Raw genomic sequence first — 12,398 nt, 5'->3', positions numbered from 1 at the left:
CCGCGCTGGACGTTTCCGGCGGCTTCTGCCGCCACCTGTAAGGACACATTATGAAAAAGATCATGTTAATTGGTTTTGGCGCCATGGCGCAGGCGGTGATTGAGCGTTTACCCGCGGGCGTGGCTATCGGCTGGATCGTGGCGCGTGAATCTCATCATGCGGCGATTCACACACAGTTTGGTGATGCAGTGGTGGCGCTCGGTTCGCCAGTGGCATGCGCTGACACGCCCGATCTGGTGCTGGAGTGCGCCAGCCAGCAGGCGGTGGCGCAGTACGGCGAGGACATACTGCGTCGCGGCTGGCATCTGGCGGTGATCTCCACCGGCGCGCTGGCGGACAGCGCGCTGGAGCAGCGTTTGCTCAGTGCTGGCGGCAAGCTGACGTTGCTCTCCGGCGCGGTTGCCGGTATTGACGGGCTGGCGGCGGCGAAAGAGGGCGGGCTGGAACGCGTGACCTATCAGTCGCGCAAAAGCCCGGCCAGCTGGCGCGGCAGTTATGCTGAGCAGCTTATCGACCTTAACGCGGTGTCTGAGGCGAGCGTTTTCTTTGAAGGCAGCGCCCGCGAGGCGGCGCGCCTGTTCCCGGCGAACGCCAACGTGGCGGCGACGGTGGCGCTCGGTGGCGTCGGGATGGACGAGACGCGCGTGCAGCTGATGGTCGACCCGGCAACGAAGCGCAATACCCACACGCTGCATGTCGAAGGCGTGTTCGGCGAGTTCCATCTTGAGCTGAGTGGATTGCCGCTGGCGTCTAACCCTAAAACCTCCACTCTTGCAGCACTGAGCGCGGTACGCGCCTGCCGCGAGCTGGCCCTGAGCTGAGGAGCGACGATGGACGATCTGAAGATTTTTATCGGCGGCCACTGGCGACATGGTGGAGGCAACCCGATGCAGAGCCATTTCCCGGCAGACGGGTCGATCAATGCGACGCTGAATGCGGCAAGTCTCGACGATCTGAATGACGCAATCGAGGCCGGCGAGCGGGCGTGGCGCGATCCCGCGTGGCGCAGCAGCCTGCCGCACATGCGCGCGAGGATCCTGCATAAGGTCGCGGATCTGATTGAATCCCGCGTCGAGGAACTGGCGAAAATGCAGAGCCGCGATAACGGCAAGCCGCTCGCGGAGGCGCGTGGGCTGGTGATGAGTGCGGCAGGGACAGCGCGCTACTTTGCCTCTGCCTGCGAGCTGCTGGAAGGGGAACTCCCGACGCCACGCCAGCCGGATCTGCTGACCCTGAGCCGCTATGAACCGCTCGGCGTGGTGGCTGCCATCACGCCATGGAACTCGCCGATTGCCAGCGAAATGCAAAAGGTTGCCCCGGCGATTGCCGCCGGAAATGCGGTGATCCTCAAACCTGCCGAGGCCACGCCGCTGATGGCGCGGGAGCTGGCGCGTATTTTTGAACAGGCCGGGCTGCCCGCCGGGCTGCTGAGCGTGCTACCCGGTAAAGGCTCGGTGATTGGCGATGCGCTGGCGCGTCACCCTAAGGTGCGCAAAATCTCCTTTACCGGTGGCACCACTACGGGCCGCCATCTTGCACACGTGGCGGCGGAAAAGCTGATCCCGGCATCGCTGGAGCTGGGCGGAAAATCACCGACCATCGTGCTGGAAGACGCAGACATCGAGCAGGCCGCGCGCGGCATCTGCTACGGCATTTTTAGCTCGGCAGGGCAGGCGTGCATCGCCGGTTCACGGGTGTTTATCCACGAGAGTGTTTACGCGCCGCTGATGTCGCGGCTGCTTGAGCTCACGCGCGGACTGCGCGTCGGACATCCGTTTACCGACGGCACCCATGTCGGGCCGCTGATTAACCCTAAACATCGTCAGAGCGTGCAGGATTACGTCGAGCTGGCGAAGCGCGAAGGGGGCCGCGTGCTGTGCGGCGGGGAGATCCCGGCCGATCCTGAGCTGGCAAACGGCAGTTTCTTCCTGCCCACCCTCATCGAAGGGCTGAGCAACAGCGCCCGCACGTGTCAGGAGGAGATCTTCGGCCCGGTACTGGTGGCGATGCCGTTTCGCGACGAGGCCACGCTTATCCGCGAGGCCAACGACTCGGTGTACGGCCTGGCGGCGGGGATCTGGACGCGCGATGCCGGGCGCGCGCTGCGCCTGAGCGAACAGCTTGAGGCGGGCACGGTGTGGATCAACACCTACAAAGTCTTTGCGATTTCAACCCCGTTCGGGGGCTTTAAAGAGAGCGGTCTGGGCCGCGAAAAGGGCATTCAGGGGCTGAAAGCCTGGATGCAGCAAAAGAGCATTTATCTGGCGACGGGTAACAGCGTCAACCACTGGTGCGACTGAGAAAGGGTGAGCAATGAGCGAAATGATAACCGTCGGCGACGCCATCGCCAGAACGCTGGAGCAGTATCAGGTTGAGGCCATCTACGGCGTCATCTCCATTCACAACCTGCCAATCGCGGATGCGGTCGGGCAGCGCGGCAACATTCGCTTCGTGCCCGCGCGCGGTGAAGCGGGATCCGTGACCATGGCCGACGCCCACGGACGTTTTTCCGGTCTCGGCGTGGCGCTGACCAGCACCGGTGCGGGTGCGGGTAACGCGGTAGGCGCGCTGGTAGAAGCGATGAACGCCTGCACGCCGCTGCTGCATTTAACCGGACAGGTCGAAAAAGCCTGGCTGGATGCCGATACCGGATTTATCCATGAAACCCGCGACCAGCTGACCTTCCTGAAGGCCAGCTCCAAACGGGCGTACCGCATCAGCAACGCCAACCAGGCGATAGCTATCCTGCACAAAGCGATTCAGGACGCGCAGACGCCGCCGTGCGGGCCGGTCTCTGTTGAGATCCCGATTGATATTCAGAGTGCCAATATTCCGCTTTCGCTGGTGACCGCACCGGTGAAACCGACGTCGGTCGCCACCGTGGACCCCGCGACAGTTGACGCACTCTGGGGGCAGCTGAAGCAGGCAAAACAGCCGTTGCTGTGGCTGGGCGGCGGAGCGCTGAGAAGCGCTGATGCGGTGAAAAAGCTGGCGGATGCAGGCATCACCGTCATCTCCAGCACCCACGCGCGCGGCGTGCTGCCGGACAGCCATCGCGGTAGCCTGCGGGCGTTTCACAACTCGCCATCCGTTGAAGCGCTCATCGCGCAGTGTGACTTTACGCTGGTCGCCGGTTCACGCCTGCGCAGCAACGAAACCCGCTCATGGACGCTGGCGCTGCCGTCTCCACGGGTACAGGTAGATATCGACCCGGCGGCGGCGAGCCGTAATTATCTGATGGATAACACGCTGATAGCCGATTGTTCCGCGTTGCTTAGCGCGCTGGCCGACAACGTACAGGGGCGTGAGTGGGGCAACGCGCAGTGGGACGCGCTGGTTCAACAGGCGGTTGAGCAAGCCGGGCAGGGCCTGCGCGATCAGTGCGGCCCCTATGCGAAACTTAACGATGCCATCGAGAAAGCGCTTCCGCAGGACGGCCTGCTGGTGCGCGATATCACCGTGTCCGGTAGCCTGTGGGGCAGCCGCCTGTTCCGCGCCAACGGCCCGCTGATGAACATTCACTCGCTGGCCGGAGCCATTGGTATGGGGCTGCCGATGGCCATTGGCACCGCGATAGCTAACCCGCAGCGCAAGGTTGTGGGGCTGGTGGGTGATGGTGGTCTGAGTCTGAACCTCGGCGAACTGGCGACGCTGGCCCAGGAGAAAGCCAACGTGACGCTGCTGATCATGAACGACGGGGGGTACGGCGTAATGCGTGGTATTCAGGATAAGTATTTCGGCGGGCGTCAGTATTACAACGAGCTGCATACGCCGGACTTCACTCTGCTGGCGCAGGCGATTGGCCTGCAGGCATGGAGCGTTGAGCGTGCCGATGATTTTGATGCCGTTATGACAGAAGCGCTGGCGATGCCGGGCCCGTCGGTAGTGGAAGTGCGGATGGGGCAGATTGGCGCCCTGAAGTTTGCCGGGCCGCCGCAGAAGACGCTGTATTGATATCGTGGATATCGCCCGGTGGCGCTGCGCTTACCGGGCCTACGGTTTCTCACTCAATAACAGCGAAAAAACCGTAGGCCGGGTAAGGCGAAGCCGCCACCCGGCTTTTTTCATCAGAACACGTTAAACGGGTATTCCACGTAAGCACGGATCTCATCCCCACCCACGTTGTAATCGCTGGCGTTGCTGGAGACACGCAGCACGGAATAGCGCAGCTTCAGCTTCAGATCTTTCGCCGGACCATCCTGCACCTGGTACTGGATCTGGTTGAACCACTCATGCTCTTTGCCGTTGCTGGTTTCAGAGGTTTTGATGTTATCGCCACGCACGTAGGCGGTGGTCCAGCTCAGGCCCGGCAGGCCGAGTCCGCCAAAGTCCAGACCGTACGATGCCTGCCATGAGCGTTCGTCTTCGCCGTTGAAATCAGACCAGTAGGAGTTAGCCAGCCAGATGGTGTTGCCGCCGTCACCCACACCGCCCTGGTCGCGGTAGCCACCGTAGTTGTAGCCGGTGCTGCCGCTGCTCTGCTGGTATGCCACCTTAAACGTGTGAATGTCCCAGATATAGCTCGCTGCCAGGCTCCAGATGGTGTTGCTGCGGCCCGTGTCGAGGCTGTCGGCGTAACCCTGCTCCAGACGCGAGTTATAGCCGTTAAAGTCGAGTACCAGCTGCTGCCCGGTGCTGAACGGTTGTTTGAAGTTCAGGCCCAGGTACTGCTTGTTCATTACCTCTTCATTATGCGAGGCATACACCGCACCGCTGAACTGCTCGTTAAACTGGTAGCTCGCGCCACCGAAGGTCAGGCTCTTCAGGCCGCTGTCGTGGCGGTCATCACTTTTGCGCTGTTCGTCGGTAAAGTAACCGGCGTTGACTTCCAGACCGTCGATCTCTTTTGAGGTCAGCAGGGTCCCGGTGTAGCTTTCAAACAGCAGGCGGGAGTTGTCGGCATTCACGATCGGCAGCTCAGGACGCTGATTACCGTAGCTCAGCACGGTATTTGAGATACGCATTTTGGCGGTTGCGCCAAATTTCGCTAAATCGGACTTTGCCCGGCCATCGTCTTCCTGTTTAAAGAAGTCGATACCGCCCGCACCGCTTTTTCCACGGCCACCGTCCAGACGAACGCCATACTGTGCAATGCCGTCTACACCAAAGCCCACCAGCCCTTCGGTATAACCGGATGTGAAGGTGGCAATAATACCCTGGCCCCATTCGGCTTTATCCTGCTGGCCCTGATGATAGTCGCGACTGATATACGCATTGCGTAAAAACAGGTCCAGATGGCTGTCGTCAATAAAACCCTGACTGTCGGATTGCTGGCTTGCAGCGGCGGGTAATGCGGCGAATAAACCTAAAGCAATTAACGATAATTCTTTTTTCACGGAGGGAACGTCTCTGTCTTAATATATTAAAATGAATTACTGCAGGTCGGATAATTACCCGAATGGTTAATGATTGCAATAATTATGTGTCCAGACGTTTCAGCGCTAAGAGCCGGATATGGAGAGGGTTTTGCGGGAGTTATCGATACGTGCGATTAAGTTGGCAATTCATGCGAAATAAAAAGGAGGCAAATTTGCCTCCTTCCAGAATTATTTAATTCCATCTGCTGCCATACGGTCGCGAATATGTTGTGCACGTTCTTCTGAGGCCGGGTGATCGTCAAACATGGAGCTCTGGCGTCCCGCTTCCAGCTTCGCCAGTTTTTCGAAGCTGGTGGCTAAACCTGACGGATTAATCCCGCGTTTGCGCAACAGATCGTAAGAATAGTCATCCGCTTCGGACTCCTGGCGCTGGGAGAACTGGGAATTGACCAACTTTTCTCCGACATCGCCGAGCTGTGACTGAGACAGGCTGCCCACGATACCGCCCGCAGAGGCAGCCGCCGCACGGATGGCGTTGGTGCCTAAGGCGACCTGCATCCCTTTTTTCACGTGGCCGAGCGCAACGTGACCCATTTCATGGCCGATAACCGCTTCCACTTCGTTGTCGGTCATCATATCCATCAGCCCGCTATAGACGCGGATGCAGCCGTTTGCCATCGCGAAGGCGTTGACGTCTTTAGCCATGTAAACCTTATAGTTCACCGGCTGACCGTTGATGTTATCGCCGAGCGCGGAAGCAATCTTATTCAGACGCTGTGTGTAGGTACTGTTAGCCGGCGCAATCGTGGCTTTTCCGTCCATATCTTTACAGGCCTGATCGCTCAGGGCTTTAACCTGCGCATCGCTCAGGGAGTAGGCCTGAAAGGCTTCTGCACCTGACGTCATCAGACCGTTAGAATCCATATTCTGACAGCCGCTCAGCATGAGCGTTGTACCCAGGGCCAGCACTATTGCACGCATTTTCATGAAGTTGCTTCCGTACTTGTTAATCTCAATAAAATCCGAAAAGTGCACCCGCAACGAAGCCGGGGGCGGGATAAGTATAAGGAATATCTACAGGCGCGGGCGAGCAGATTGCGCAACATGCGAGCATGATCCAGAGATTTCTTAAGCTGCAAAAGAATGGTCCATGTACATGCCCTGCGGCTTGGGTTACATTGTTGGCACTTTTTTCCGGCGTAGCCCAAAACGCGCTGTCGTCAAGGGCATGGCCTTTAACAGTCCGATCTGGAGTTAAAATGTCCTCACGTAAAGAGCTTGCTAATGCTATTCGTGCGCTGAGCATGGATGCAGTACAGAAAGCCAAATCCGGCCACCCGGGTGCCCCTATGGGTATGGCAGATATCGCCGAAGTCCTGTGGCGTGATTTCCTTAACCACAACCCGCAGAACCCGGCATGGGCTGACCGCGACCGTTTCGTGCTGTCTAACGGCCACGGCTCTATGCTGATCTATAGCCTGCTGCACCTCACTGGCTACGATCTGCCTATTGAAGAGCTGAAAAACTTCCGCCAACTGCACTCCAAAACTCCAGGTCACCCGGAAGTGGGTTACACCGCTGGCGTAGAAACCACCACCGGCCCACTGGGTCAGGGTATTGCTAACGCAGTGGGTATGGCGATTGCTGAGAAGACGCTGGCGGCGCAGTTCAACCGTCCTGGTCATGACATTGTTGACCACTTCACCTACGCGTTCATGGGCGACGGCTGCATGATGGAAGGCATTTCTCATGAAGTGTGCTCCCTGGCAGGTACCCTGAAGCTGGGTAAACTGGTTGCGTTCTATGATGACAACGGCATCTCCATCGACGGTCACGTTGAGGGCTGGTTCACTGACGACACCGCAGCACGTTTCGAAGCCTACGGCTGGCACGTTGTGCGTGGCGTTGATGGCCACGATGCTGACTCGATTAAACGTGCAGTAGAAGAAGCGCGCGCGGTCACCGATAAACCGTCCCTGCTGATGTGCAAAACCATCATCGGCTTCGGTTCTCCGAACAAAGCGGGTACGCATGACTCCCACGGCGCACCGCTGGGCGACGCGGAAATCGCATTGACCCGTGAAGCATTGGGCTGGAAACACCCTGCATTCGAAATTCCATCTGAGATCTATGCTCAGTGGGATGCAAAAGAAGTGGGCCAGGCGAAAGAAGCTGCCTGGAACGAGAAATTCGCCGCCTATGCGAAAGCCTTCCCTCAGGAAGCGGCTGAGTTTACCCGTCGTATGAAAGGCGATATGCCGTCTGACTTCGACGCGAAAGCGAACGAATTCATCGCTAAGCTGCAGGCGAACCCATCTAAAATCGCCAGCCGTAAAGCGTCCCAGAATGCGATCGAAGCATTTGGTCCATTGCTGCCTGAATTCCTCGGCGGTTCCGCTGACCTGGCGCCATCTAACCTGACTCTGTGGTCTGGTTCTAAGCCAATTAACGAAGACACTGCCGGTAACTACATCCATTACGGTGTACGTGAATTCGGTATGACCGCGATTGCCAACGGTATCTCCCTGCACGGCGGTTTCCTGCCGTACACCTCTACCTTCCTGATGTTCGTAGAGTATGCGCGTAACGCCGTGCGTATGGCTGCGCTGATGAAACAGCGTCAGGTGATGGTCTACACCCACGACTCCATCGGTCTGGGCGAAGATGGTCCAACTCACCAGCCGGTAGAACAGGTGGCTTCCCTGCGCGTGACCCCGAACATGAGCACCTGGCGTCCATGTGACCAGGTTGAATCTGCGGTAGCGTGGAAATACGGCGTTGAGCGTCAGGACGGCCCAACTGCGCTGATCCTCTCCCGTCAGAACCTGGCACAGCAGGAGCGTACGCCAGAGCAGCTGGCGAACATCGCTCGCGGTGGTTACGTGCTGAAAGACTGTGCAGGCCAGCCTGAGCTGATCTTCATCGCGACCGGTTCTGAAGTTGAACTGGCGGTTGCAGCATGGGAAAAACTGACTGCCGAAGGCGTTAAGGCGCGCGTGGTCTCCATGCCGTCTACCGATGCGTTCGACAAACAGGATGCGGCTTACCGTGAATCTGTTCTGCCTAAAGCGGTTTCTGCGCGTGTGGCAGTGGAAGCGGGTATTGCTGACTACTGGTTCAAATACGTGGGCCTGAACGGCGCTATCGTCGGTATGACCACCTTCGGTGAGTCTGCGCCAGCAGAATTGCTGTTCGAAGAGTTCGGCTTCACCGTTGATAACGTTGTCGCTAAGGCGAAAGAACTGCTGTAATTGCTTGTACGGTGCGGGCTGATGCCCTCACCCCAGCCCTCTCCCACAGGGAGAGGGCGCAAACACTAAAAACGGTAACCTTTGGGTTACCGTTTTGCTTTTACCTCCCCGGCATTATTCCACCGAAAATGTGACGCATGTCATATAGCACGCTTATTCATCTGGACAGCCATTCCTTTTATTCCTCGATTCGCTTATTCTTGCTGAAGCGTTTCAGTCGATTAAATGTTCGACAATTGACCAATCAATCGCAGTTTGTGATAGCAAAGATTCCCCTTCGGGCGTAGCTGGATTACTCTTTCAGCCACCTCAAACTCAGGGATAGCTTTGCAGGAGATCTATGACCGTACGCGTAGCGATTAATGGCTTCGGTCGCATCGGGCGCAACGTGGTTCGTGCTTTATATGAATCCGGGCGTCGTGCGGAAATAACCGTGGTGGCAATCAACGAACTGGCGGATGCTGCGGGCATGGCGCATTTGTTGAAATATGACACCAGCCACGGCCGCTTTGCCTGGGATGTTCGCCAGGAAAGAGAGCAGCTGTTTGTCGGTGACGATGCCATCCGCGTGCTGCATGAAAGCAGTATCGCAGGGCTACCGTGGCGTGAGCTGGGCGTGGATGTGGTGCTCGACTGTACCGGGGTTTACGGCAATCGCGAACATGGCGAAGCTCACCTGGCAGCCGGTGCGAAAAAAGTCCTGTTTTCTCATCCCGGCAGTAACGACCTCGACGCGACCGTCGTGTTTGGCGTCAACCAGCATGAGCTGCAGGCTGAACACCTCATCGTTTCCAACGCCTCCTGTACCACCAACTGCATTATTCCGGTCATCAAACTGTTAGACGATGCGTATGGCATTGAGTCCGGCACTGTGACCACGATTCACTCCGCCATGCACGACCAGCAGGTTATTGATGCCTACCATCCGGATTTACGACGCACTCGCGCGGCGAGCCAGTCAATCATCCCGGTAGATACGAAACTGGCGGCAGGGATCACCCGAATTTTCCCGCAGTTTAATGACCGTTTTGAAGCGATTGCCGTGCGTGTCCCGACGATTAACGTTACCGCAATCGACCTGAGCGTGACGGTGAAAAAACCGGTAAAAGCCTGTGAAGTCAACCTGTTGCTGCAAAAAGCGGCACAGGGAGCATTTCATGGTATAGTTGACTATACGGAATTACCGTTGGTCTCAGTAGATTTTAACCACGACCCGCACAGCGCTATTGTTGATGGCACGCAAACGAGGGTCAGTGGCGCACACCTTATCAAGACGCTGGTCTGGTGTGATAACGAATGGGGCTTTGCTAACCGGATGCTCGACACCACGTTAGCAATGGCCGCTCAAGGTTTCAGGTAAGACGCATCGTGCGTCTGCAAAACTTTAAGAATCAACGAGAGGATTCACCATGTCTGTAATTAAGATGACCGATCTGGATCTGGCTGGTAAACGCGTTTTCATCCGTGCTGATCTGAACGTACCGGTTAAAGAGGGTAAAGTGACCAGCGACGCGCGTATCCGTGCATCCCTGCCAACCATCGAACTGGCTCTGAAGCAGGGCGCGAAAGTGATGGTCACCTCCCACCTGGGTCGTCCTACCGAAGGCGAGTACAACGAAGAGTTCTCTCTGCTGCCAGTGGTTAATTACCTGAAAGACAAACTGTCCAACCCGGTTCGCCTGGTAAAAGATTACCTGGACGGCGTTGAAGTGGCTGCTGGTGAGCTGGTTGTTCTGGAAAACGTTCGCTTCAACAAAGGCGAAAAGAAAGACGACGAAACCCTGTCTAAGAAATACGCTGCACTGTGCGACGTCTTCGTGATGGATGCATTTGGTACGGCGCACCGTGCTCAGGCCTCTACCCACGGTATCGGTAAATTTGCAGACGTAGCATGTGCGGGTCCTCTGCTGGCTGACGAACTGGAAGCACTGGGCAAAGCGCTGAAAGAACCTGCTCGTCCAATGGTCGCTATCGTTGGTGGTTCTAAAGTGTCTACCAAACTGACCGTGCTGGATTCCCTGTCAAAAATCGCTGACCAGCTGATCGTTGGCGGTGGTATCGCGAACACCTTCGTTGCTGCTCAAGGCCACAACGTGGGTAAATCCCTGTATGAAGCGGACCTGGTTGACGAAGCGAAACGCCTGCTGGGCACCTGTGACATCCCGGTTCCAACTGACGTTCGCGTGGCGACCGAGTTCTCCGAAACCGCAACCGCGACCCTGAAATCTGTTAACGACATCAAAGATGAAGAGCAGATTCTGGACCTGGGCGACGTTTCTGCACAGAAACTGGCTGATATCCTGAAAAACGCAAAAACTATCCTGTGGAACGGTCCTGTTGGCGTGTTCGAATTCCCGAACTTCCGCAAAGGGACTGAAATCGTGGCTAACGCTATTGCAGACAGCGAAGCGTTCTCTATCGCAGGCGGTGGTGACACCCTGGCAGCTATCGATCTGTTCGGTATCGCTGACAAGATCTCCTACATCTCCACTGGTGGCGGTGCATTCCTCGAGTTCGTGGAAGGCAAAGTACTGCCAGCAGTAGCAATGCTCGAAGAGCGCGCTAAGAAGTAAGCCATTCAAGGGCAGGGAAACCTGCCCAATTTTCAGCGCGCTTATCAGAGCTCGCACCTTTTCTAACGGCCGAAGATACAGGACTAAGCAACATGTCTAAAATTTTTGATTTCGTAAAACCTGGCGTGATCACTGGTGATGACGTACAGAAAGTGTTCCAGGTAGCTAAAGAAAACAACTTCGCTCTGCCAGCAGTTAACTGCGTAGGTACCGACTCCATCAACGCCGTACTGGAAACCGCTGCCAAAGTTAAAGCACCGGTTATCGTTCAGTTCTCTAACGGTGGTGCTGCGTTCATCGCGGGCAAAGGCGTGAAAACTGACATTCCTCAGGGTGCTGCTATCCTGGGCGCTATCTCTGGTGCGCACCACGTACATCAGATGGCTGAGCACTACGGTGTTCCTGTTATCCTGCACACCGACCACTGCGCGAAGAAACTGCTGCCGTGGATCGACGGTCTGCTGGACGCGGGTGAAAAACACTTCGCAGCCACCGGTAAACCACTGTTCTCTTCTCACATGATCGACCTGTCTGAAGAGTCACTGCACGAAAACATCGAAATCTGCTCTAAGTACCTGGCGCGCATGGCCAAAATGGGCATGACTCTGGAAATCGAACTGGGTTGCACCGGTGGTGAAGAAGACGGCGTGGACAACAGCCACATGGACGCTTCTGCCCTGTACACCCAGCCAGAAGACGTTGATTACGCGTACACCGAGCTGAGCAAAATCAGCCCACGCTTCACCATTGCAGCGTCCTTCGGTAACGTACACGGCGTTTACAAACCAGGTAACGTGGTTCTGACTCCAACCATCCTGCGTGATTCTCAGGAATACGTTTCTAAGAAACACAACCTGCCGCACAACAGCCTGAACTTCGTCTTCCACGGCGGTTCCGGTTCTTCTGCTCAGGAAATCAAAGACTCCGTCAGCTACGGTGTGGTGAAAATGAACATCGATACCGACACCCAGTGGGCTACCTGGGACGGTATCCTGCAGTACTACAAAGCTAACGAAGCTTACCTGCAGGGTCAGCTGGGCAACCCGAAAGGCGAAGACCAGCCGAACAAGAAATACTACGATCCACGCGTATGGCTGCGCGCTGCACAGACTTCAATGATTACTCGTCTGGAGCAGGCATTCAAAGAACTGAACGCGGTAGACGTTCTGTAATTTGAGCTGCTGAAAGCGTTAAAAGGCCCGCAATAGCGGTAATGCCAGTCAGTTAAGCAACTGACTGGCCCTTTTTCGGGGCTG

The 12,398-nt window shown here is 56.7% G+C and carries 9 protein-coding genes; 7 read left to right on the top strand and 2 right to left on the bottom strand.

What is annotated here, in order from left to right; all coding sequences use genetic code 11:
* The first annotated feature begins 50 nt into the window (after window positions 1–50).
* From L977_RS10920 to L977_RS10910, 3 genes are read left to right on the top strand one after another with little or no spacing between them, the layout of a single operon-like run.
* Window positions 51–821 (top strand): aspartate dehydrogenase, encoded by a 771-nt coding sequence (locus L977_RS10920; protein WP_014885163.1) that lies wholly within the window; start codon window positions 51–53, stop codon window positions 819–821.
* 9 nt (window positions 822–830) lie between these two features.
* Window positions 831–2,300, top strand: coding sequence for an aldehyde dehydrogenase (locus L977_RS10915; RefSeq protein ID WP_047625746.1), 1,470 nt, complete (start codon window positions 831–833; stop codon window positions 2,298–2,300).
* 13 nt (window positions 2,301–2,313) lie between these two features.
* Window positions 2,314–3,954 carry a thiamine pyrophosphate-binding protein gene (locus tag L977_RS10910; protein ID WP_047344481.1) on the top strand — a complete coding sequence of 547 codons (1,641 nt, stop codon included), beginning with the start codon at window positions 2,314–2,316 and terminating at the stop codon, window positions 3,952–3,954.
* Between the two features lie 113 nt (window positions 3,955–4,067).
* Here L977_RS10910 and L977_RS10905 read toward each other — a convergent pair whose 3' ends face one another.
* A complete protein-coding gene (locus L977_RS10905; RefSeq protein WP_047344480.1) occupies window positions 4,068–5,336 on the bottom strand; it encodes an OprD family outer membrane porin in 1,269 nt (422 codons plus the stop codon).
* Between the two features lie 210 nt (window positions 5,337–5,546).
* The gene (locus L977_RS10900; protein WP_023331256.1) at window positions 5,547–6,305 is read right to left on the bottom strand and encodes a M48 family metallopeptidase; all 759 of its coding nucleotides are present in this window, start codon (window positions 6,303–6,305) and stop codon (window positions 5,547–5,549) included.
* 272 nt (window positions 6,306–6,577) lie between these two features.
* On the opposite strand from L977_RS10900, the gene tkt reads away from it, so the two are divergent.
* The 4 genes from tkt (at window position 6,578) to fbaA (ending at window position 12,314) form a co-directional block, all read left to right on the top strand.
* Window positions 6,578–8,569 carry a transketolase gene (gene tkt / locus L977_RS10895; protein ID WP_023331255.1) on the top strand — a complete coding sequence of 664 codons (1,992 nt, stop codon included), beginning with the start codon at window positions 6,578–6,580 and terminating at the stop codon, window positions 8,567–8,569.
* 340 nt (window positions 8,570–8,909) lie between these two features.
* Window positions 8,910–9,929 carry an erythrose-4-phosphate dehydrogenase gene (gene epd / locus L977_RS10890; RefSeq protein WP_014885157.1) on the top strand — a complete coding sequence of 340 codons (1,020 nt, stop codon included), beginning with the start codon at window positions 8,910–8,912 and terminating at the stop codon, window positions 9,927–9,929.
* Between the two features lie 49 nt (window positions 9,930–9,978).
* Window positions 9,979–11,142, top strand: coding sequence for a phosphoglycerate kinase (gene pgk, locus L977_RS10885; RefSeq protein ID WP_014885156.1), 1,164 nt, complete (start codon window positions 9,979–9,981; stop codon window positions 11,140–11,142).
* 92 nt (window positions 11,143–11,234) lie between these two features.
* Entirely contained in the window at window positions 11,235–12,314 is a 1,080-nt protein-coding gene (fbaA, locus tag L977_RS10880) for a class II fructose-bisphosphate aldolase (protein WP_014885155.1), read from the top strand.
* Window positions 12,315–12,398 lie beyond the last annotated feature (84 nt).

The sequence above is a fragment of the Enterobacter sp. ZOR0014 genome (assembly GCF_000798855.1).
In the GTDB taxonomy this organism is placed as follows: Bacteria; Pseudomonadota; Gammaproteobacteria; order Enterobacterales; family Enterobacteriaceae; genus Enterobacter; species Enterobacter kobei.
The sequence above is the reverse complement of the archived record's forward strand: the minus strand, read 5'-3'. Positions and strand labels throughout refer to the sequence as shown.

What these genes read in the sequence shown, in the direction of transcription:
- L977_RS10920 (WP_014885163.1), top strand. Translation starts at nt 51, where the DNA reads ATGAAAAAGATCATGTTAATTGGTTTTGGCGCCATGGCGCAGGCGGTG.
- L977_RS10915 (WP_047625746.1), top strand. Translation starts at nt 831, where the DNA reads ATGGACGATCTGAAGATTTTTATCGGCGGCCACTGGCGACATGGTGGA.
- L977_RS10910 (WP_047344481.1), top strand. Translation starts at nt 2,314, where the DNA reads ATGAGCGAAATGATAACCGTCGGCGACGCCATCGCCAGAACGCTGGAG.
- L977_RS10900 (WP_023331256.1), bottom strand. Translation starts at nt 6,305, where the DNA reads ATGAAAATGCGTGCAATAGTGCTGGCCCTGGGTACAACGCTCATGCTG.
- tkt (WP_023331255.1), top strand. Translation starts at nt 6,578, where the DNA reads ATGTCCTCACGTAAAGAGCTTGCTAATGCTATTCGTGCGCTGAGCATG.
- epd (WP_014885157.1), top strand. Translation starts at nt 8,910, where the DNA reads ATGACCGTACGCGTAGCGATTAATGGCTTCGGTCGCATCGGGCGCAAC.
- pgk (WP_014885156.1), top strand. Translation starts at nt 9,979, where the DNA reads ATGTCTGTAATTAAGATGACCGATCTGGATCTGGCTGGTAAACGCGTT.
- fbaA (WP_014885155.1), top strand. Translation starts at nt 11,235, where the DNA reads ATGTCTAAAATTTTTGATTTCGTAAAACCTGGCGTGATCACTGGTGAT.